At 43.4% G+C, this 21,127-nt stretch carries 18 protein-coding genes; 1 reads left to right on the top strand and 17 read right to left on the bottom strand.

What is annotated here, in order from left to right:
• Positions 1-58: 58 nt before the first annotated feature.
• Complete coding sequence (locus PQ469_RS09455; protein ID WP_274212732.1) at positions 59-1,729, top strand: alpha-amylase family protein; 1,671 nt, start codon at positions 59-61, stop codon at positions 1,727-1,729.
• Between the two features lie 67 nt (positions 1,730-1,796).
• Here the strand turns inward: PQ469_RS09455 and PQ469_RS09450 are convergent, their stop codons facing one another.
• The 17 genes from PQ469_RS09450 to PQ469_RS09370 all read right to left on the bottom strand — a co-directional run bounded on the left by PQ469_RS09450 (position 1,797) and on the right by PQ469_RS09370 (position 21,099).
• Positions 1,797-2,135, bottom strand: coding sequence for a response regulator transcription factor (locus PQ469_RS09450; RefSeq protein WP_177183887.1), 339 nt, complete (start codon positions 2,133-2,135; stop codon positions 1,797-1,799).
• Between the two features lie 263 nt (positions 2,136-2,398).
• Entirely contained in the window at positions 2,399-3,181 is a 783-nt protein-coding gene (locus PQ469_RS09445) for an NIPSNAP family protein (protein WP_090651977.1), read from the bottom strand.
• Between the two features lie 182 nt (positions 3,182-3,363).
• Entirely contained in the window at positions 3,364-4,134 is a 771-nt protein-coding gene (locus tag PQ469_RS09440) for a 3-keto-disaccharide hydrolase (protein WP_274212731.1), read from the bottom strand.
• Between the two features lie 16 nt (positions 4,135-4,150).
• Positions 4,151-5,026 (bottom strand): sugar phosphate isomerase/epimerase family protein, encoded by an 876-nt coding sequence (locus PQ469_RS09435; RefSeq protein ID WP_274212730.1) that lies wholly within the window; start codon positions 5,024-5,026, stop codon positions 4,151-4,153.
• 50 nt (positions 5,027-5,076) lie between these two features.
• Complete coding sequence (locus tag PQ469_RS09430) at positions 5,077-5,967, bottom strand: hydroxypyruvate isomerase family protein (RefSeq protein WP_090651980.1); 891 nt, start codon at positions 5,965-5,967, stop codon at positions 5,077-5,079.
• Positions 5,968-6,132: 165 nt separating this feature from the next.
• Complete coding sequence (locus PQ469_RS09425; RefSeq protein WP_090651981.1) at positions 6,133-6,573, bottom strand: c-type cytochrome; 441 nt, start codon at positions 6,571-6,573, stop codon at positions 6,133-6,135.
• 178 nt (positions 6,574-6,751) lie between these two features.
• Positions 6,752-8,005, bottom strand: coding sequence for an MFS transporter (locus PQ469_RS09420; protein ID WP_147052066.1), 1,254 nt, complete (start codon positions 8,003-8,005; stop codon positions 6,752-6,754).
• Positions 8,006-8,061: 56 nt separating this feature from the next.
• On the bottom strand, positions 8,062-9,114 hold the full coding sequence (locus PQ469_RS09415) for a sugar phosphate isomerase/epimerase family protein (protein WP_274212729.1): 1,053 nt from the start codon (positions 9,112-9,114) through the stop codon (positions 8,062-8,064).
• A gap of 9 nt (positions 9,115-9,123) precedes the next feature.
• Positions 9,124-10,275, bottom strand: a complete 1,152-nt coding sequence (locus PQ469_RS09410; protein ID WP_255369895.1) for a Gfo/Idh/MocA family protein — start codon at positions 10,273-10,275, stop codon at positions 9,124-9,126.
• 391 nt (positions 10,276-10,666) lie between these two features.
• Positions 10,667-11,239 carry a gluconate 2-dehydrogenase subunit 3 family protein gene (locus PQ469_RS09405; RefSeq protein ID WP_274212728.1) on the bottom strand — a complete coding sequence of 191 codons (573 nt, stop codon included), beginning with the start codon at positions 11,237-11,239 and terminating at the stop codon, positions 10,667-10,669.
• 177 nt (positions 11,240-11,416) lie between these two features.
• Positions 11,417-12,847, bottom strand: coding sequence for a Gfo/Idh/MocA family protein (locus PQ469_RS09400; protein WP_090651986.1), 1,431 nt, complete (start codon positions 12,845-12,847; stop codon positions 11,417-11,419).
• A gap of 24 nt (positions 12,848-12,871) precedes the next feature.
• Positions 12,872-14,551, bottom strand: coding sequence for a GMC oxidoreductase (locus PQ469_RS09395; protein WP_274212727.1), 1,680 nt, complete (start codon positions 14,549-14,551; stop codon positions 12,872-12,874).
• 197 nt (positions 14,552-14,748) lie between these two features.
• Positions 14,749-16,464 carry a GMC oxidoreductase gene (locus PQ469_RS09390; protein WP_090651988.1) on the bottom strand — a complete coding sequence of 572 codons (1,716 nt, stop codon included), beginning with the start codon at positions 16,462-16,464 and terminating at the stop codon, positions 14,749-14,751.
• 3 nt (positions 16,465-16,467) lie between these two features.
• Positions 16,468-17,022, bottom strand: a complete 555-nt coding sequence (locus tag PQ469_RS09385) for a gluconate 2-dehydrogenase subunit 3 family protein (protein ID WP_274212726.1) — start codon at positions 17,020-17,022, stop codon at positions 16,468-16,470.
• Positions 17,023-17,192: 170 nt separating this feature from the next.
• The gene (locus PQ469_RS09380) at positions 17,193-18,101 is read right to left on the bottom strand and encodes a sugar phosphate isomerase/epimerase family protein (RefSeq protein WP_274212725.1); all 909 of its coding nucleotides are present in this window, start codon (positions 18,099-18,101) and stop codon (positions 17,193-17,195) included.
• 149 nt (positions 18,102-18,250) lie between these two features.
• Positions 18,251-19,780 (bottom strand): hypothetical protein, encoded by a 1,530-nt coding sequence (locus tag PQ469_RS09375; protein WP_274212724.1) that lies wholly within the window; start codon positions 19,778-19,780, stop codon positions 18,251-18,253.
• A 236-nt stretch (positions 19,781-20,016) separates the two neighbouring features.
• Positions 20,017-21,099 carry a fatty acid desaturase gene (locus tag PQ469_RS09370; RefSeq protein WP_090651992.1) on the bottom strand — a complete coding sequence of 361 codons (1,083 nt, stop codon included), beginning with the start codon at positions 21,097-21,099 and terminating at the stop codon, positions 20,017-20,019.
• Positions 21,100-21,127 lie beyond the last annotated feature (28 nt).

The following is a 21,127-nucleotide window of genomic DNA, read 5'->3' as shown; positions in this document are numbered from 1 at the left end:
TTAAATCACTAAATGCTTTTAGTAATGTTGTATATCCAATTCAGAACATCACTATACTATGCAAAGACGACATTTCCTGAAACTGACGGCAACAACCGGTGCCGCCGTACTGTTTAGCCGCCTAACTTATGCTGCATCAGCCCAAACATCAACTATGAATGCACCCGACGAGGTTTGGGCGCAATCCGGTGAAGAATGGGTTAAGCTAAAAGCTTCCGGCGGCACAAAATTCACCTACAAGGATATCGAGGTTGATTTTAAAACTAATGGCAATACTAAAGCCATCTACCTACAGTCGCCAACACAACCACTGAGCGCCGTTAGGTTGCGCTGGAAACACAATACGCCATCATCGGCAAAATACCTTGGCGATCATTGGGAACGCTCCTATGGCGATTTAAAATGGAAATCGGGCTTTGATGGGAGTAAAAGCCCATGGTATATATTAATAAATGATGGGAAACAAACTGCCTGCTTTGGTGTAAAAACAGGTGCGGGCAGCATTTGCTGGTGGGGATTGGATCAAAACCACCTTGACCTTAACCTGGATACCCATTCGGGCGGCAATGGCGTATTGCTGGGAAACCGCACCCTGCATGCAGCAGATATTGTAACCACGCACAGCAAGCCGGGCGAAAACGCTTTTTATACCGACCATCGCTTTTGTGGTATCATGTGCGAAAAACCGCGATTACCCAAACAACCTATTTATGGCATAAACGATTGGTATTTTGCCTATGGCAACAACAATTTCGACCTGATAAAACAAACCACCGCCATGATGAGCGAACTGGTTACCGATACCAATAACAAACCATTTTCGGTAATTGACGCGGGCTGGGCAACCTATTCGCCACTATTGCCAGGGGATGGCGGCTGGAACGATGATTTTAGCAAGCCGAACGATAAGTTTAAGGATATGCACCTGTTGGGCGACGAGATTAAGAAACTGGGCATGCGCCCGGGCTTATGGATGCGCCCGTTGTGCGCCCGTCATGATGAAAAGACGAGCTTGCTTGCACCAAAAATTCCGGGCCGCGACGATCCTAAAAATCCAACGCTCGACCCTACCATCCCCGAAAACCGGGAGCGTATTAAGCGTAATTTCACCTTTTACAAGCAATGGGGGTATCAAATGGTAAAGCACGATTTTACCACTTACGATATCACGGGCCGTTGGGGTTTTGATATGAAGGACAGTATTACAGCACCCAACTGGAATTATAATGACCGCAGTAAAACCACAGCCGAAATCATTCTTGATTTGTACCGCGATATCCGTGAAGCAGCAGGCGATGGGATATATGTAATAGGCTGTAATACCATGAGCCATTTAAGCGCAGGCATTTTTGAGATGTGCCGAATAGGTGATGACACCAGCGGAAACGAATGGGAACGCACACGCAAAATGGGTGTAAACACGCTGGCTTTCCGCCTGCCGCAGCACAATAAATTTTATGCTGTAGATGGTGATTGTGTAGGTATAACTACTAAAATAGCATGGGGCCGTAACAAGCAGTGGCTTGAATTATTGGCAAAAAGCGGCGCCCCCCTATTTGTATCCGGGCAGCCCGAAGCTATGGGTGCCGAACAAAAGACTGCCGTTAAAAAAGCCTTTGCCAGTGCAGCTAAAGTATTGCCGTTAGGCGAACCTTTAGATTGGATGGAGACAATGCTGCCGCAAAAATGGAAACTCGACGGAACAGTAGTTGACTTTGATTGGGCCTGAAAGCGTCTTAGTCCTCTCTTAATGGTGCGGTATATTTATACCACAGCAATTAAGGGAGGATTTTTATCTACAACAATCGTTTTATTTTTCCTAAAAGATCGTCAATTTCAAAAGGCTTGGCCAGAAAGTCATCGGCACCAGCTTCGTAAGCGGAGCGTTCGATATCGCGGCTGGCTGATATCATGATAATGGGAATTGCCCTGGTATCTGACCGGTGTTTAAGTTCGCGGCAAATATCGCGGCCATCAGAGCCAGACATCCAGATATCAAGTAACAGCAAGTCGGGAAATTCTGTTTTCATATCCAAAACCGTGGCACCGTTAACGGTCGACGAAACCTCGTATCCTTCAAAATCTAATATGATCTCTACCGCATCCACAATCCCCGGATCATCGTCCGCTATCATGATTTTTTTTAAATTTCCCACCTATGCACCTTTCTTAACAAAAATCAAGCCTTTATTGGCAATTTCAGGAATATTCCGGCTTAAAGCTCAATTTAATATTAATCGCAGGGTATCTGCTAAAAAAAACAGGATATCAGATGCGACTTAAACAGGTGATCGGTACAAACCTGCAATAGTTACTTTATAAGCAATGCTTTTTTGTAACAATAGAGCGCAAAAACATACAACTGTTGCTTTTTAACAACTACAACTAAATGGATTGCCTAATAATCAGAATAATCCGTTGGGAAAAGAAAAAAGATATCAGCTTTCGACACATTGTGCTGATACTCGGCTTTTGCCGAGAGGGTTTTCCAATAGGTATCGTTACTAAACGCTGCCCAGTGCTTTTCTCTTTCTTCTTTACTGTTAAAAGTAGTCATGTACATAAGGTTGGGCATGTGCGAGCCTGAAACAACCTCCGAGTAAAAAACCGCGTTAAAACCAAGGCGTTTAAACAGGCCTATCTCGTCGCCGTCATTAAACATGCGCACTTTATTGTAGTTATATTTTTCTGTGGGGCTTTCATAGCTTCTGAGTTCGTAAACCCTATCTGCTTTATTACCGGTAAGCTGTGGAACCGAGGGCGCCGGCATGCCCGGAAAAGCGTGCAATATCATAATTTCAATGCGCGTATACGGGGCATCTTTATAATCGGCGTTCATATACTCCTCCCCATCGGTAAAATATTGGGTATCACCTTGTAATTTTTTATCAATGCCGGTAAGCTTATCTAAGCTGGTAAAAGGTGTGTAAACATAAATACGCATGTCGGCTGTATCCTGCTTTATCGGTTTAAACACACCAACATTGGGTATGCCTGCCCTGTGTAGCGCGGGCAAATAGGCATCTTTTAAATAATGCTCAATCTTAGCTTCCTGATCCAATGTTTTATAATGATAAACTTTAAGCTCGTAATAATACCTTTTGGGCGAGGCGGATAAGCTGAAAGCAAAAAGCAAAAAGCTAAAAGCCAAGGTTAAAATACGGGTAAGTTGTGTTTTCATGGATGCTTAAAATTTCGTAAATATAATTTCAAATTCTAATTTTCGGGCATTTTATTAATTTATTTGCGCCATTTTCTCAACAAGATAAAGTTTTTTGGGTAGAGAAATTTTGCGCCATTATAAACTTAAAAAGCCCGTTCCATAAATCAGGAACAGGCTTCTCAAACATTTTTAATAATTACTTACAATTCCCTTACCCAGATATTGCGGAAGCTAAGCGGTTCGCTTTTATCGCCATGCGCTTGCAGTTTTATTGGCGATGCGCCATGGGCTTTACCTTCATAAGATGGTTTACCAATGTATTGGGTTGGGCCAAGCAGTTCAAAGTTGTTTTCAACCAATACGCCGTTAAAGAAAACGGTTGCCCTTGCGGCAGATTTTAGTGTACCGTCCTGGTTAAACACAGGGGCTGTCCATACCACATCATACACATTCCACTCGCCTGGTTTGCGGCCTGGGTTTGCCAACGGGATAACCTGTTTGTACAAACTGCCTGCCATGCCGTTTACGTAAGTTTTGTTGTTGTACGAATCTAAAACCTGTAGCTCATAACCGGCATCACCTTTACCTATTGATGCTAAAAACACGCCGCTATTGCCACGGGCCTGGCCGCTGCCTGTAATGCTCGCAGGCACACGCCACTCAATGTGTAATTGATAATTAGTAAATTTTTTCTTTGTTTCTATATTTCCGGTAGCTTTATTTACTGTAAGCACATCGCCCTTTACCGTCCATTTAGCCGGTGTTTGGGTTTCTACGTCAACCCACTCATCAAGGCCTTTACCATTAAACAAAATAATAGCGTCAGAAGGGGCATCGCCCAAAACCTTACCCGGCACTACTGCTTTAGGAATTGGCTCCCAAATTTCGGTATCCTCTGGTTTAGCATTTTGCGCATTAGCCATTAAAAAACTCCCGGCTAAAATGGTTGTTAATATTATTGAATATTTCATGTTGTTATTTGGTTTATTATATGTGAAGCGTACTTTTTAAGTAGGCAGCGCTTTTGGCTATGCTTACATATGGATCAATATTGGTAAAATTCTCTTGCTCAACAATAAAGTGTTTTATACCCGCCTGTTGTGCTTTGCCCAATATCTTCACAAAATCAATATCGCCTGTACCTATCTCGGTATTCAGGTTTGGATTGGTTTTATCCCTGTCTTTAATATGCACAAAAGTAAAACGTCCGGGGTGCTTTTCAAAAATAGCCAAAGGATCCTGGCCGGCCCGTACCACCCAGTATAAATCCATCTCCATATTAACCAGTTTAGGGTCGGTATTGTTTAATACTACATCGTAAAACGTGGTATCGCCAACCGGCGCCCATTCAAAGTTATGGTTGTGGTAACCTAATTTTAAACCCGACGCCTTGCATATCTCGGCAGCTTTATTCATTTTTTCGGCAACACCTTTACAGTCGTCAACCGTTTTTATGAAATTATAGTTTAATGAAGGTACTATGATATAAGTTTGACCAATGGTGTTGGCAACCTCCACATACATATTTAAATCATCGGTTTTTCCTTCGCCAAAGTACGAGTCTAAACCATAGTGACCGCTTGGGCTGCTGAGTCCGTTATCCTTTAACAACGTTCCAAAATCTTTGCTGGGCAGTCCCCAGTAGCCTTTTTCTTTGTTATAGCCAAAGGTTTCCACTTCTTTGTAACCAGCTTTAGCCACTTTACCTATTACACCTTTTACATCGGCAGGTAACTCGTTACGCAAGCTATATAACTGCAGGCCCGCACCTTTCTTTTCTTTTGCCGATAATAAAGACGGCGCTAACATTGCACCTGCCGAAAGTATACCGGCCTGCGCTAAAAATGTTCTTCTGGATGTCATGTATTTCTGTTTGGTTAATATAGCATTGGAGTGTATTTAAACCATAAGGTTTAAACGTCGCAAATATGTACCGCTTTACGCAGCGATGCCACCTTGTCTTTTTGCTTCGGAATAAATTCCTGCGCAACAAAACCTTTATGACCGGTTTCTACAATAGCTTTCATTATTGCCGGGTAATAAAGCTCCTGTGTTTCGTCAATCTCGTTACGGCCGGGTACGCCGCCTGTATGGTAGTGGTTAATATATGGGTGATATTGACGTATATTACGGATCACATCACCTTCATCAATCTGCATGTGATAAATATCAAACAGCAATTTAAAATGTTCCGATCCTATCCTTTTGGCCAGTTCGGCACCCCACTCTACCCTGTCGCATTGGTAATCTTTGTGGTCAATTTTGCTGTTCAGCAGTTCCATTACCAGTACAATGTTGTGTTTTTCGGCCAGTTCAACCATTGGTTTCAAACCCTCCACACAATTATTCCAACCGGTTTCATTGTCTTTTCCGCGACGGCTGCCGCTAAAACAGATCAGGTTTTTATAACCGGCTGCAGCAACCTTGGGAATCATTTCGCTGTAGTTTTTATGCAACTGGGCATGAAACTGCGTATCACCAAAACCATCAGTCAGGTTAATTTCGGCACCGTTACACATAGATGAGTACAGGCCATACTTTTTAAGTGTGGGCCAGTCTGCCGGGCCAACCAGGTCGATACCTTTTATGCCAATATCTTTAGCGGCCGCGCAAAGCTGTTCAACTGTCATATCGCCATAGCACCAGCGGCATACGGCATGGTTAATATTACCTTTTAGCGCAGTATCAACTACCATTTCTTTTTCCCCGGGTTTAAATGACGATAACATGCCGGCCGCGGTAATGGCTGCTGTACCGGTAACTATATTTTTTATAGCCGACCGCCTGTTTTGATTTGATTCCATGGTTAATTATCGGTTTATTCCGGGGAGTGTTACTCTCCGGATTATAATTGGTTAAGCACCTTTAATAATTTTATAAAACAGGACAAAAAGCACCGGCTATACTTGCCGGACTATTAAATGATCAGCCTGATTATCTAAAACTTATTGCCCTTATAAATTATCGGGTTATTTTTTTTGTGCAAGAATATATTGTACTATTTCTTTCGCATCGCTTTCGGCAAGTGCAGGGTGCGGGGTCATTGCCATTGTCCCCCAGTTACCGCTACCTCCGGCAATTACTTTTTTGGCCAACATCTCAATATTGGCTTCAGAAGCGTCATATTTCTTAGCGATATCCTGGAAGGATGGGCCAATAACTTTTGTGTCAACTTTATGACAAGTTCCACAATCATTGGCCGCCAATAATTTTTCGCCGGCACTTGAGCCCGCCGAGCCACCTGCCGCTTCGGTACCGGTTTTAGTAGCATTGGTATCAGCATCAGAATTAGTTGCCTTGGCAGTTTGATTTGCCGCCGTGGTACTATCGCTACCACCTTTACTTGCCGAATTGCCACCACAGGCAGAAACTACCGCACAGATACCAAGAATAAAAAAAGCCTTTTTCATTGAGTTAATTTGTTTTTAGGGTAACAGGGCTTTACCCCCATTGATTTTGTTTTTTAATTAAATATAAAGCATCAACCTGGTTAAGTTTTACCTATAATTTTGATGCTTTATACTGTTTTTAATTTCATTTATTAATTGTGCCGAAAAATACAATTTTTATCCTAAAAAATATGATTTGTTAAACAGTTACCTGGCTTAACGGCGCTGTTTTTTTCTTTGCACGCATGTAAAACACCAATCCGGTAAAGGCTACAATTAAAACCAGGGGTATGGTAAGCGTAAAATGTAACACATCGGGACCGGCAAGGCTTTTTGCTGTTTCCAAAGCTTTAGCAGGATCGGTACCGGCCGGCAATGCAGCCATTTTAGAAGCTACAATATTATCGTAGTATTTACCCATGATTATAGTCCAGATAGAAACCGCGAACATCCCGGCCCCACCCATCAAGTTTAAACCAAGCGCACCTGATTTGGGGATGTTTTCTGATACAAAACCAAGCATTGTTGGCCAAAAGAAACAAACACCCATACCAAAAATAATTGCTGCCAGGAATATGATATCCCCTGTCATGGTACTCAACATAAAAAGACCAATTGATGCTACTATGGTCGACATCAGGATTACAACCTGGGGCGAAAATAACTTTAACACCGGCTTAGCAAAAGCCCGGCCCAATACCATCACACCTGTTTCTAAAGTCAGCAAAAGCAGTGCATTGTCGGTAACATTTTTTAATAATACATCAATCCACTGCCCGGTAAACAACTCGGTTATAGCTGTACCAAACATGCAGATAAACATAAAAATAAACAGCGGCGATGCCACAGCTTTGTACATACCTGCTGTTGAAACGCCCGATGCAACACGTTCAGTTACCGGGAAATCAAGTTTTGAAAATAAGTATCCGTAAATAGCAGTTGGTATAAGCATTACACCAACCTGTACCTGCCAGTTAAGGCCGATAAGTTTAAACAGCGTAACTATTAATGTACCTATTACGATACCACCCGGAAACCACAAGTGAAAGTGACTAAGCTTAGTTGTTTTGTTTTCGGTATATAACGAGGTTACCAATGGATTACAGGCAGCCTCAACAGTACCATTGGCAATACCGATAACCAATGTTGAGAAAAAGAGCGTCCAGTAACCGGTGGCAAAAATGGTAAGTAAAATACCGGTAAGGTGAAATATAAATGCCAGTAACAGCAAACGTTTCATACCAATGATATCTACCACAATGCCCCCAATAACTACAGCAAGTGGAAAGCCCCAGAAAGCAGTGGCTGTTATAGTTCCTAATTGCGAGGCGTTGAGCGCGAATTTCGTTCCAAGTTCGCCAAGGATACCGGCACGGATACCGAATGATAATGATGTTACCAACAGGGATAAACAACTGGCCCTGAATAGTTGTGTGCGGTTAATGGTTTGCATTTAAATATATTAAGTTTAATTAATTGGTTAATTGGCTATTCCAAATGTACTGATTTTTATATTCCCAGTGTCTTCCTGTTAAGCACATCGTCGGCGCCTGATGCAGCGAAATCATCAAACGCGCGTTCGGTTACACGGATGATGTGATTTTTGATAAACTCCGCACCTTCACGCGCACCGTCTTCGGGATGTTTAAGCGCGCATTCCCATTCCAACACGGCCCATCCGGGGAAATCATATTGCGTCAGCTTGCTAAATATCGCTTTAAAATCAACCTGTCCATCACCTAATGAGCGGAAACGGCCTGCACGATCAACCCAGTTCTGGTAACCGCCGTACACGCCTTGCCTACCTGTTGGGTTAAACTCGGCATCCTTAACGTGAAACATTTTGATGCGTTCGTGATACAAGTCGATATATTCCAAATAATCCAGGCATTGCAAAACAAAATGCGATGGATCATACAATAAATTGGCCCGTTTGTGTCCCTTCACCTTATCCAAAAACATTTCGAAGGTAATACCATCATGCAGGTCTTCGCCCGGATGAATTTCGTAGCAAAGATCGATACCATTATCCTCGTAAACATTCAAAATAGGTGTCCAGCGTTTAGCTAATTCTTCAAAAGCGGTTTCTACAATACCGGCAGGGCGTTGCGGCCATGGGTATACCATAGGCCAAAGCAGCGCGCCGCTAAAAGTAACAGATGCCTGCAGGCCTAAATTTTTTGAAGCCTGCGCAGCGTATTTAAGTTGCTGTACAGCCCATTTTTGCCTTTCCACAGGATTTTTACGGTATTGCTCGGGAGCAAACCCATCAAATAGTTCGTCATAAACGGGGTTTACGGCTACCAGCTGCCCTTGCAGGTGGGTTGATAATTCGGTAATCTCCAATCCGTGGCTGTTTACTACACCTTTTACTTCTTCAGCATAAGTTTTGCTTTCGGCAGCTTTTTGCAGATCAATAAAACGGGCATCCAGCGTTGGCAGTTGTACGCCTTTGTAGCCAAGCCCGGCTGCCCATTGGCAAATAGAATCCAGACTGTTAAAAGGGGCGTTGTCGCCTATAAATTGAGCTATAAATATTGCAGGTCCTTTAATGGTTTTCATAGTTTTTGGTTAGATAGTAAACTCAGTCCACTTTTTATCTGATTTGCCCGAAGCGATCACATTTTCGATGAACGCCATGCCACGCACACCTTCTTCAATACCGGGATAATCCAACTCTTCGGGCGTAGCTTCCCTACCCTCCAAACCTGCCTTTACCGTTAAGGCGAAATTACGGTACAGGTTGGCAAAAGCTTCCAGGTAACCTTCCGGATGGCCTGCCGGTGTACGGGTATTATGCTGCGCGAACGAGCTGGTGTAACCACCACCTGTACGCCATACTTCCATCGGCTTATCGGTATACATCAGCGTTAAGGAGTTGGCGTCGCTTTGGTGCCATTCCAGGCCACCTTTTTCGCCGTATACCCTAATCTTTACGTTATTTTCTTCGCCTGCAGCAATCTGGGTAGCCGTAAGCACACCACTTGCGCCGTTATCAAATTTTAGTAATGCTGCCCCGTCATCGTCAAGCTTACGGCCCGGCACAACTACGTTAATATCGGCACATATTTTTGTTACCTGCAACCCGGTTACGTATTCGGCAAGGTTAAAAGCATGGGTACCAATATCACCCATGGCGCCGGCTATCCCGCTTTTACCTGGGTCGGTACGCCACGAAGCTTGTTTGTTATCATCTCCTTCTAAAAAACTGCTTAGCCATCCTTGCGGATACTCTACATAAACTTTTCGGATTGTGCCCAGTTTACCGGCTTTTATCAGTTGCTTAGCTTCCTTTACCATAGGATAGCCGGTGTAGGTATGTGTTAAGCAAAATAATTTACCGCTTGATTTCACTACTTTTTCCAGTTCTTTAGCCTCGGCCAATGAAAATGTCATTGGTTTATCTAAAACAACATGAAAGCCATTTTCCAATGCAGCTTTTGACGGATCAAAGTGCACATGGTTTGGTGTAACTATGCTAATTACCTGAACACGCTGGTCTTCAGGTAGCTGTTTTTCTTTTTCAATAAGTTCGGTATATGAACTGTAAACGCGATTTTCGGGCAAGCCCAGCAAAACGCCGCTTGCTTTCGATTTTTCGGCGTTACTGCTAAAAGCCCCGCAAACCAATTCATATTCGCCATCAATGCGGGCGGCAATCCTGTGCACGGCGCCAATAAACGCACCTTGCCCGCCGCCAATCATTCCTAATCTTAGTTTCATTGTTTATGTTTTGTTGAATTGAGTTGATCAAGTTAGATTGAGTTGATTAATTAAATCAGAATACAATCGATTGAATGGGGTAAATTTGGCTATTTGAGTTGATTTTTCAAAACATTGCTGTTCATATATTTCCAACTTTGCAAACCATTTATTTAACTCAGACAACCCATGCCAATTTAATCAACTTAATCAACCACAAACCAATTATCATTAAGTGAGTGGTTTGCTGGGTTGATTAGGTTGGATTGTGTTGACTGAGTTAGATTACGTTAATTAAGTTGATAGGATTAAAACCCATTAACTCAATCAACCATTCTCTTATTCAACTCAATCAACCACTCTCTTATTCAACCACTCACCTAATCAACTCAATCCACCACAAACCAACCCCTTAGGTCGCCCAGGCCTTATCTCCTTTTTTGTATGGGAAATTACCATCGTATTTGCCGGGTACAGGCAGGTAACGCAAAGCCTGGGTTGCACCGGGTTTTGAAGTGAAGAAACCTAACAAGGTCAACTCTTTCATCATCCTGAAATAATGGTTAGGATCTTCTGGTTTTTTAGTTTTAGTATAAGCTTTTTGCTCGGCATCAAGTTGGGTAAGCAATTCTGTGCGTTGTTTGGCATCTGCTTCCATGAATTTTTTGCCAAATTTTTTATTGCAGGCTTCGTCAATATTAGAAATACCTTTTAAAAATATTTCCTGATCGGCAGGCTTATAACAATCGGTTACCATTACGCCCATAAACTTGCCTATTTCGGCCGCTTTGGCACCCGGCGAACTTGTAGCCGGTAAAATGGTTTCGCCAACCTCATCAAGGAAGGCAATAATTTCTGGTTTAGACAGGTCGGCCACACCCGAAGCGGATGTTGACGATTTACAGCCCGAAATGAAAAACTCGGCTCCTATTACCGCGCCTCCAAGTAACAAGCCCACCCTGCTAATTGCGTCTCTTCTATTCATTGTTTTATAATTTTTTATTAATTAGTGAATGATTTTGTAATTAGTGAATGACTGATTTAGTGAATTAGTGATTTTTTTTTGATCTGTAAATTATTGAATTTGTTCATTAGCTACCTTATTTTCAAAATCACTAACTCACTAATTCTCTAATTCACTAACTATCTCCCACTAATTAACTTAAGCTTTCAGCTCAAAACCTTCGCGGTAATTGCGCTTAATATATTGGTTAACCGGGTCAAAGTTAGTTACTTTCATAGCCTCGTTATCCCAAACCAGCTTTACACGGCCACCTTGTAATTCGTGACCACGTACTGCAAGGTTTGCCATTAACAAAGCCTCGGTAAGCGGCCCGGCCTTATCAAAAGATGAGCTTAACTCTGTTTTACCATAACCGGCCAAACATCCCTCTACCCATTGTGCGTAGTGACCATTTGCCCCACCCTGTACGCGTGCCCATTTCTGAGGTGCTTTCGCATCCTTAGTGAGCGCTGTTGGCAACAATGTTGGCGCATCTGAATAGGTACTTGCGTACATTTTTCCTTTTGTACCAATAAATAATGTTCCGTTACCTTCTTCGCCGCCAAATTTTTCGCTTGGCAATAACTCTTCAGGTCTTTCGGGTTGTATACCGCCATCCATCCAGTGTAGTTTAACGTCGCCTTTAGTTTTATCGGTTTTAGGGAATGTTAACGTGATGTGGCTTGACGGAGGGCAGCTTTCAGGGAAATGGCCTTCTTTAAACTCATCTACATATACGCTGCCAACGCTGGCCTGTACATCCTTTGCGTACTGGATACCCAACACCCTGAATGGAGCTTCAACAAGGTGACAGCCCATATCGCCCAGGGCACCTGTTCCGTAATCCCACCATCCGCGCCAGTTAAACGGCACTAATTTATCAACGTAGTCTTTTTTAGGTGCGGTACCCAACCACAGGTCCCAATCTAATTCCTTAGGGATATTAGGGTTGGCTGCCGGCCATTGAATTCCCTGCGGCCATACCGGGCGGTTTGTCCAGCAGTAAACAGTATGTACATCGCCAATCAAATCGGCATCATACCATTCAGATAATAAACGGGTGCCATCATTTGATGATCCCTGGTTACCCATCTGGGTTACTACTTTATATTTTTTTGCAGCCTCGGTTAATAAGCGTGCTTCCCAAATATCATGCGTCATTGGCTTTTGCACGTAAACGTGTTTGCCCATTTGCATAGCCTTGTAGGTTATAATGGCATGATTATGATCAGGGGTCGAGATTGATACGGCATCAAAGTGTTTATGCTCTTTATCGTACATCTCGCGCCAGTCTTTATAATATTTAGCTTTAGGGAAGTCGGCACGTGATTTTGCTGCACGCCTGTCGTCCACGTCGCACAGGAAAGCAATTTCGGCTTTGCCGCTTTTATAAAAGTTGGCAATATCGCTCTGGCCTTTACCGCCCGCGCCAACGCCGGCTATCAAAAGCTTGTCGCTTGGCGCTATATAACCTTTGCCGCCCAATACAAAGCGCGGAACGATCATGAAGCTTGCTGCAGCTACCGTAGTGGTTTTAATAAAATCCCGCCTCGATGGATTGGGAGTAACGTTATCTTTTTCTTCAGACATAGGTATGGTATTATGATGTTTTTGTTAGATCTCGTTTTTCTTTAATGCTTCAACTGCATAGTTAGCTGCACGGGCTGTTAGCGCCATGTAAGTAAGTGATGGGTTTTGGCATGCGGCCGATGTCATGCAAGAACCATCGGTAACAAACACGTTTTTGGCATCCCAGACCTGGTTCCACTGGTTTAGCACCGATGTTTTAGGATCGCGGCCCATACGTGCTGTGCCCATTTCATGAATACCACGGCCAAGGAACGGATTGCTGCTGTGGGTTTGTACATCTTTAACGCCTGCCGCTTCCAGCATCGCTTTAGCTTCACTTTCCATCGCTACACGCATTTTTTTCTCGTTATCCTTCAACTCGGCGTCAATAGCAACAACGTTGAGTCCCCATTTGTCTTTTTTGGTTTTATCAAGCGTTACTTTATTTTCATGATAAGGCAGCGTTTCGCCAAAGCCTCCCATACCAACCGACCATGTGCCTGGTTCGGTAAGTGCATCTTTATAGGCCGCGCCGATATTTAATTCGGCAATATCCCTGCTCCAGCCTTCGCGGCTTGCACCGCCCTGGTAACCAAACCCACGTATAAAATCGCGTTTATCGCCGCCAAGGTTAGCAAAGCGAGGGATGTAAAATCCGTTTGCACGGCGGCCAAAGTAATATTTATCTTCAAAACCTTCGTACCGGCCAGATGCGCCAACACCCAGGTGATGATCCATCAGGTTGTGACCAAGTTCGCCGCTGCTGCTGCCCAAACCGCCATCCCAAACGTCAGTTGCCGAATTCATCAAAATCCAGGCTGAGTTAATTGTTGATGCATTCACAAAAACAATTTTTGCAAAATACTCATAGGTTTGGTTGGTTTCGGCATCCAGTACTTCAACGCCTTTGGCTTTTTTGGTATCCTTATCGTACAAAATTTTTGTAACGATAGACCATGGCCTCACCGTTAAATTGCCGGTAGCCATAGCAGCCGGCAATGTAGCTGATTGTGTGCTAAAGTAAGCACCAAACGGACAACCCAACCAGCATTTATTGCGGTACTGGCAGTTAGTGCGGTCGTTATGCGGTATGGTGATATTGGCTGTACGGCCAATAATCATGTCGCGTGCTTCTTTATAATGATCTTTTAGTCTTTTGGCAACATCCTTTTCAACCACATTCATTTCCATTGGCGGCATAAAATCACCATCGGGAAGAATGGCCAGGCCATCTCTGTTACCCGATATTCCTGCAAATTTCTCGGCATAGCTGTACCACGGCGCTATATCCTTATAACGGATAGGCCAGTCGACAGCAATGCCATCTTTCAAATTGGCTTCAAAATCAACATCGGCCCAGCGGTATGATTGCCTGCCCCACATTAATGAACGGCCGCCTACGTGGTAACCACGAAACCAATCGAACCTTTTTGTTTCTGTGTAAGGGCTGTCTTTATCGCTTGCCCAATAATCAAGATTGACCTCATTAAGCGGATAATCGCGTTTTAAAACAGGATAATCGTCAATCATTTTTTGCGTGCGCCCGCCCCTGTGGGTAAAATCCCAGGGATCTTTAGTAGCGTTCACGTAATCTTTTATATGTTTGATATCGCGCCCGCGTTCAAGCATAATGGTTTTTAAACCCTTTTGTGTCAGTTCTTTGGCGGCCCACCCACCAGATATCCCCGAGCCGATGACAATAGCGTCATAAGTATTTGCAGACATACAATTATATTAGGTTGTTAAATTTTGTTTATTACTTGGTTGTTCGGTTAAATGTATGAATAAAAATTATTTTACAAATATAGCTTTGTGTTTTTTTTACACAATGTGTTGGTGAGCCGTGAGTAGTGAGCGGTGAATGGGTGACTGTCTATAATTAAACTACTCTCCATTTACTACTCACCATTCACTACTCACTACTATATGTTCCCCTTTTTCATCTCGCTCACAGCGTAATCGGCTGCCCGCGCGGTAAAGGCCATGTAGGTAAGCGATGGGTTTTGGCATGAGGTTGAGGTCATGCAGGCGCCGTCGGTTACAAATACGTTTTTTACCGCATGCATCTGGTTCCATTTATTTAATACCGATGTTTTAGGGTCATTACCCATCCGGGCGCCACCCATTTCATGTATATCAAGTCCTGGCGCGCGGTTATCGGTGCTGGCTTTTATATTGGTGAAACCAGCGCTGGTAAACATCTCAGTCAACTGCTCCACATAATCCTTCTTCATCTTCTCGTCGTTATCATCATATGCCACCGATATTTTTAGTTGCGGTATACCCCACTGATCTTTCAATGCTTTATCAAGGGCTACATAGTTACTCTCTTTCGGGATAGTTTCGCCCATCATGTGCGATCCTACTTTCCAGCCACTCAGGTTATCTTTAACCAGGTTATCCTTTAAGCTGGCCCCAACACCATCCCATGGGCGTTGCTGGTAGCGGTACGCGCTAAAGCCGGAAGCATAGCCCCGTAAAAAGTCTGTCTCCTGTTTATAAACGTTACGGAAACGGGGAATATATCCACCACCGGCAGGGTTACGGCCATCAGTTGTCCACTCCTTATCGCCGTCGTACTCGGCCCCTATATGGGCCGAATAATTATGAAAGGCTACATATTTACCCAACACACCACTATCATTACCAAGGCCGTTAGGGAAACGATGCGAAGTTGAATTTAATAACACCAGGTTGGTATTTAAAGCAGCTGCATTTACAAAAATGATATCGGCATAATATTCTATCGCTTCTTTTGTATTAGTATCGATAACGCGAACGCCACTTGCCTTACCTTTTTTCTCGTCGTAAATAATCTCCTGCACAACAGAAAAGGGACGTAAGGTGGCGTGGCCTGATTTTAATGCCCAGGGAATAGTAGATGCATTTGCGCTAAAGTAACCGCCAAACGGGCAGCCGCGCTGGCACAAAATGCGTTCCTGGCATTGCACCCGTCCCTGATCTAAATGAATTTGGTTTGGTTTAGATAAATGGGCGCAACGAGCACTAATTACATGCCGGTTGCTGTATTTACTTTTTACGTGGTTACTAAAATAGGTTTCGACGGTATTTAATGGGAAGGCTGGCAAAAATTCGCCATCCGGCAACTCCGGAATGCCATCCCTGTTACCCGAAATGCCGGCAAATTTCTCCACATAGCTGTACCATGGGGCAATATCTTTATACCGGATGGGCCAATCAACAGCAAAACCATCGCGCGCAGGGCCCTCAAAATCAAATTCGCTCCAACGCTGTGTCTGGCGGGCCCAAAGCAGCGATTTACCGCCCACCTGGTAACCACGAATCCAATCAAACGGTTTTTCCTGTACATAAGGATGATCATTATCTTTTACAAAAAAGTGAGCGGCATCCTCGCCAAAAGCATAACAGCGGTTTACTATGGGGTTGGCCTCTTTTATCGCCACCGGCAACTCGCCGCGGTGCTCAAACTCCCAGGGGTACATATTGGTAGTGGGATAATCTTTAATGTGTTTTACATCGCGCCCACGTTCCAATATCAAGGTTTTAAGGCCCTTGTCTGTAAGTTCCTTTGCAGCCCAGCCACCACTCATCCCCGAGCCAATCACTATCGCATCAAATGTTCTGTCTTTAACGCTATCTATATTTAAATTAGCCATTATTTATGCTGATTGCTTTTGTTTGTATGGAAAACGGGCGTTATACCTACCCGGTACAAGTTCATACACTACTTGTTTTGTCATAAAATATTTAGACTTCACATAACCGTTTACAGTTTGATTTTTTACTATCCCGTAAAAAGATTTGAGTTCCTTCGGATTTGCAGTACATTTCTCGTCCTTATCATTTTCGATGCTCAATAACACGTCTTCGCGCTGTTTCTGGCTTAAATCCGAAAAGGGTTTATCATATTTATTTTTTACAGCATCAGTAAACTGCCCCATACCTGTCATGAATGCCTGCTGATCTTCTTTTTTGTAGCAATCATCCAGCATTTTGAATACGAATAAATGCAGATTCAGGTCCCTTGCACCAGGTGTTGTTGTTTTTGGAATAATAGTCTCAGCAATGTCGCTCACCAACTTTTCCTGATCGGCGCTGATATCAACATTTTTAAGTGTTACAGACACCTTACCTTCTATTCGATGGCATGCCGGAAGTATTGCCGCCCCGCCTATTATCAAAGCCAAATTTTTTATTACAGTACGCCTGTGCATATTAAGTAAATTGTTTTAGCAGGAATTGGTTTATTTACCCGCGGTAAGGCAGGCAATTAAACTAATCTGTGTTTATGTTTATAACGGAATTCAAACTTAGTAATTTTAGGCTTTTAAGCTAATCGCCTCAAAAATTAAATCCGTTGATGGTGTAAGTTACCCTTATACTATTAATAACCCCATTTTTTCATGATTTGTAAATCAATTTTTACACTCTCCACCGGATCTTTGCCCTGATAGGCCTCCTGCTCTATAATAAAAAGCGAGGTGCCGCCTTTTTTACTGCCCGCCTTTACAATATCTTTCACTGGCATAATACCCTGGCCCAAAATGCAGCTTTCGGTGTCATCGCCATCATGTGGGGCAACCTTTATTTCGTCTTTAACGTGCATCGACTCAAACCTGCCGGGATATTTATTAATAAATTCAAGCGCATGCCCACCGGTAGTTAACATATTACCAATATCTATTTGCTGTGCTACCAATGCAGCATCAGTGTTTTGAATGATATAGTCATATAGGGTGATATCGCCTACTTTGGTGCTGATTTCGAAATGATGGTTATGATAACCAAATTTCATCGCCGATTTTTGGCACAACTCGCCGCATTTGTTAAACTGCTCCATGGCGCGTTTCAGGGCATCCATATCCGTGCGTACTTTTTCATCAAGCCATGGGCTTATTACAAATTTTTGCCCCATGGTGGCTGCGTCTTCCACTGTATATTTCCAGGCATCGGTAAAATCTTTTTTTGATTCGTCCCAGTGTTGCGCTGTCATTACGGTATGGCCACTTGGCATTTTAAGTGCCAGATCATTGAGGATAACCTTGAATTCTTTTGCGGTGAAGCCATAAAATTTCCGGTCGACATAATTGGCATGTTCTACATGATGATAACCGGCGTCGGCAATTTTTTTCAGCGTCCCCTTAGGGTCAAGCTTCATGGCATCGCGTACACTGTAAAGCTGAACCCCCACCCTTTCAAGTTTTTTGGGCGCGGCAAATAAGCTATCGGGCAAAAGGGAGGCGCCGGCAACGGCCAGGGCGCCTGTTTTTAAAAATGATCTGCGTGTGGTCATAATTTTAGAATCAAGAGTTAAGAATCAAGAGTCAAGACAAGGATTATAATCAGCAGTCAAGATATAAGTAATTCCAACCAAAACGAAAATTTGTTTTCTGTAAGTCGTCATCGGTCTTTGTCTTAATTCTTGACTCTTGATTCTTGTCTCTATTTTTCTTTCGGGAATACCGGGAACAATAAATCTGAATTACTTACAAAAGCAAGATGTTTACTATCAGGCGCCCATGACGGGGTGTTGATAGTGCCCTGTCCTCCGTATAAGTAGGCAATTACTTTTGACGGGCCGCCACCTATTGGCATCAGCCTTAAAAATACGTGCTTGTAAAAAGGGTGATCATCCGGGGCTACTTCGTTTTTAAAGAAGGAGATATATACAATCCATTTGCCATCGGGTGATATGTGCGGGAACCAGTTGTTATAATCATCGTTAGTTATCTGCGTTTGCTCGGTGCCATCGGCTTTCATACGCCAAATCTGCATCAACCCGCTACGCACAGAGTTAAAGTAGATGTATTTTCTGTCGGGCGTATATTCTGGCCCATCGTCCAAACCAGGCGTATTGGTCAGCCTTTCTTCGGCGCCTCCTGCCGATGGGATCCGGTATACATCAAACTCCTTGTTTCTTTGACCACAAAATACGAGGTATTTACCATCCGGCGACCAGCCGTGCATATAGCTCGCGCCAACGCCAGGTGCCGTAATCCTTTTTGCCTGGCCACCTGTAACCGGCACGGTGTATCCTATAGAAGGGCCGCCATCACCACTGCTAATAACCAGCATTTTACCATCAAAAGAAAGTACATGATCGTTATTATTGTTTTTTGCCGGCGCTGTATTGAGTTGTGCCGGTGTGTTGGTTTTAAGATCGAACTTAAACAACGAACCGTCGCTGTTGTAAATCAATGCCTTACCATCCTTCATCCAGTTTGGCGCCTGCAACGATCGTGGCGACTGGTAAACGATGGTGCTGTTTTGAGTCTCTACGTCAAGTAATTCAATGCTGCTGCCCAGGTATTGTTTATAAGGCACCAGTGTTGCAGGCGCCGGAACTATAATACGTACGTTGCTGAAGGTTGCCTTTTCGGTTACATCAGCATTGTGCGAGCAAATAAAAATCCCAACATAAACTTCATCGCCCAGGTCAAGGTCGCTCACTTCTTCGGTAACAAACAGATCGCCTTTACGGGCTACCGACATGGTGTAGGTATTGCCCTTACGCTCTAACTGGATAACATCTGCCGCGGTGATACTTGCTTTTTTTTCTTCGGTAATTCCGCTAACGGTTTTGCGGTACTGCAGCGAGGTAAGGCCGTCGCCATGAACAACGGCATTTATATGTTTTGAATTGCTATCTAAAGTGCTGCGTACCATTAGCCCAACCTTACGGTGCAGCTCGACACCTTTGCCAATAAAAGCGGCATTGGTGCGTAATATAAAATCGCCTTTCATACGTTTCCACACAAAATGAAAATCATCATGCGTTGCCCAAATGTTTTGCCCCGCCCCGCTAAGCTCATACTGCTGCGTTTTGGCATCATATTGCCCGCCGCCGGGAAGTTTATTGATACCTACATCTATTTGATTATCAAATATTCCCAGGCCCTGTGCCTGCACCCTTTTGTTAAAAAAAACAAGGCACGACAAGCAGGCTGCAAAACAGAAAAGCTTATTTAACATAGATTATGGCGTTTAAGTTGTATAATTAGTTGGCTCGCTAATATATCAATTACAATCGTAAATAAGATGTAACTATTTTAACATAATACTGCTACCCCAGCGTACAGCAAAAAAAAAGAGATAAACGCAAAACGCCATCGCTAAAACAGCAATGGCGTTTAAAAATAATATGACAATATAAACGGATAGTCCTTTGAATGTGAAAACGCTCCTTCTTTAAGGAGCATTAAGGCCTTTTATTTTGCCCGCACAAGCACTGGCTTAACTTCCATCTGTTTTATAGCCAGCGCCGTAACCGGCACCTGTACTTTATTGCAATAAGTAAGTAAAAATTCTTTTTTAGAATCGCGGTATGAACTCACGGCGCCTATCATGCTCATGAATTTGATATAGCACCAGGCCAGGTCAAATTGATGCGGCTTAAAACCGGAGCGGGCACTTTTAGGATAAAGATGATGGTTATTGTGCCACTCGCCGGCAACATAGCCCGGCCATAATTGGTTTATAGACATGTCTTCGCGATTATAATCGGTGCCATCGCGGCGTTTGTCCTGGCCCTTGCCGTGGCCTTCATAATTAAAGGTACGCACACCTACAGCCCAAAATCCGGCCGAGCCGAAGATAGCGCAGGCTAAAGGCAAGCCACCCATCAGGTAAAATGCGGTAAACCAGAAGCCCCAGTTAAGGACGATGCCAATAACGGTGCGGTACGGGTTGGCTATAGTACCCCATTTTTGATATTGTTTATAGGTGTTTGGAGTTACGCCAACGTGTTTCATTAGGTTAACACATTTTTTATAACAGGCTTCGGTCATATTCCTGGCTACAGGCTGATGGTTTACATCGGCCAAAAAGCAGTACATAAAGCCCCCCTGGGCATTGTAAGGATCGCCGGGCTGATCTGACAACGCGTGATGAACATGGTGCGATACTGCATAAATCTCTTCGGGAATAATTTTAAGCGTAAGGTTTTGTGTAAAAAAGCGCCAGAATTTATTGGTGAAAGTGTATGCGTTATGCGTACAATACCTATGATGCCATATAGTACCATGGGTACCCATGATAATCATGCTGTAAACAAAAGCCACTATTAAGCCTACGATACTGAAATATTTGAATACAAACAAAAACAGGAAAGGTGTTAACGCAAGCACTAAAAACCAGCTTAAAAATGAAAGCCAGTTTTTCTTATCCCGGAAAACATTCAGTCTCGAAAAGAATTCTTTTAAAATTGTTGCATTGGTGGGTTTTGCAAGGTTACCATCCTCATCCGTCCATCCGTACGAGGGTGGTTCGAGCACTGTGTTTAAAAAAGCCATTAAATTAGCAGGAATAAAAAAAATGTTA

This window comes from Mucilaginibacter sp. KACC 22773 (assembly GCF_028736215.1).
In the GTDB taxonomy this organism is placed as follows: Bacteria; Bacteroidota; Bacteroidia; order Sphingobacteriales; family Sphingobacteriaceae; genus Mucilaginibacter.
This window is presented reverse-complemented; position numbering and strand designations above follow the sequence as displayed.

Coding starts and splice junctions, on each gene's coding strand:
- PQ469_RS09445 (WP_090651977.1), bottom strand. CDS start 3,181: ATGAAAACACAACTTACCCGTATTTTAACCTTGGCTTTTAGCTTTTTG.
- PQ469_RS09395 (WP_274212727.1), bottom strand. CDS start 14,551: ATGTCTGCAAATACTTATGACGCTATTGTCATCGGCTCGGGGATATCT.
- PQ469_RS09405 (WP_274212728.1), bottom strand. CDS start 11,239: ATGAATAGAAGAGACGCAATTAGCAGGGTGGGCTTGTTACTTGGAGGC.
- PQ469_RS09370 (WP_090651992.1), bottom strand. CDS start 21,099: ATGGCTTTTTTAAACACAGTGCTCGAACCACCCTCGTACGGATGGACG.
- PQ469_RS09400 (WP_090651986.1), bottom strand. CDS start 12,847: ATGTCTGAAGAAAAAGATAACGTTACTCCCAATCCATCGAGGCGGGAT.
- PQ469_RS09410 (WP_255369895.1), bottom strand. CDS start 10,275: ATGAAACTAAGATTAGGAATGATTGGCGGCGGGCAAGGTGCGTTTATT.
- PQ469_RS09375 (WP_274212724.1), bottom strand. CDS start 19,780: ATGTTAAATAAGCTTTTCTGTTTTGCAGCCTGCTTGTCGTGCCTTGTT.
- PQ469_RS09390 (WP_090651988.1), bottom strand. CDS start 16,464: ATGGCTAATTTAAATATAGATAGCGTTAAAGACAGAACATTTGATGCG.
- PQ469_RS09385 (WP_274212726.1), bottom strand. CDS start 17,022: ATGCACAGGCGTACTGTAATAAAAAATTTGGCTTTGATAATAGGCGGG.
- PQ469_RS09420 (WP_147052066.1), bottom strand. CDS start 8,005: ATGCAAACCATTAACCGCACACAACTATTCAGGGCCAGTTGTTTATCC.
- PQ469_RS09415 (WP_274212729.1), bottom strand. CDS start 9,114: ATGAAAACCATTAAAGGACCTGCAATATTTATAGCTCAATTTATAGGC.
- PQ469_RS09450 (WP_177183887.1), bottom strand. CDS start 2,135: ATGATAGCGGACGATGATCCGGGGATTGTGGATGCGGTAGAGATCATA.
- PQ469_RS09425 (WP_090651981.1), bottom strand. CDS start 6,573: ATGAAAAAGGCTTTTTTTATTCTTGGTATCTGTGCGGTAGTTTCTGCC.
- PQ469_RS09380 (WP_274212725.1), bottom strand. CDS start 18,101: ATGACCACACGCAGATCATTTTTAAAAACAGGCGCCCTGGCCGTTGCC.
- PQ469_RS09430 (WP_090651980.1), bottom strand. CDS start 5,967: ATGGAATCAAATCAAAACAGGCGGTCGGCTATAAAAAATATAGTTACC.
- PQ469_RS09435 (WP_274212730.1), bottom strand. CDS start 5,026: ATGACATCCAGAAGAACATTTTTAGCGCAGGCCGGTATACTTTCGGCA.
- PQ469_RS09455 (WP_274212732.1), top strand. CDS start 59: ATGCAAAGACGACATTTCCTGAAACTGACGGCAACAACCGGTGCCGCC.
- PQ469_RS09440 (WP_274212731.1), bottom strand. CDS start 4,134: ATGAAATATTCAATAATATTAACAACCATTTTAGCCGGGAGTTTTTTA.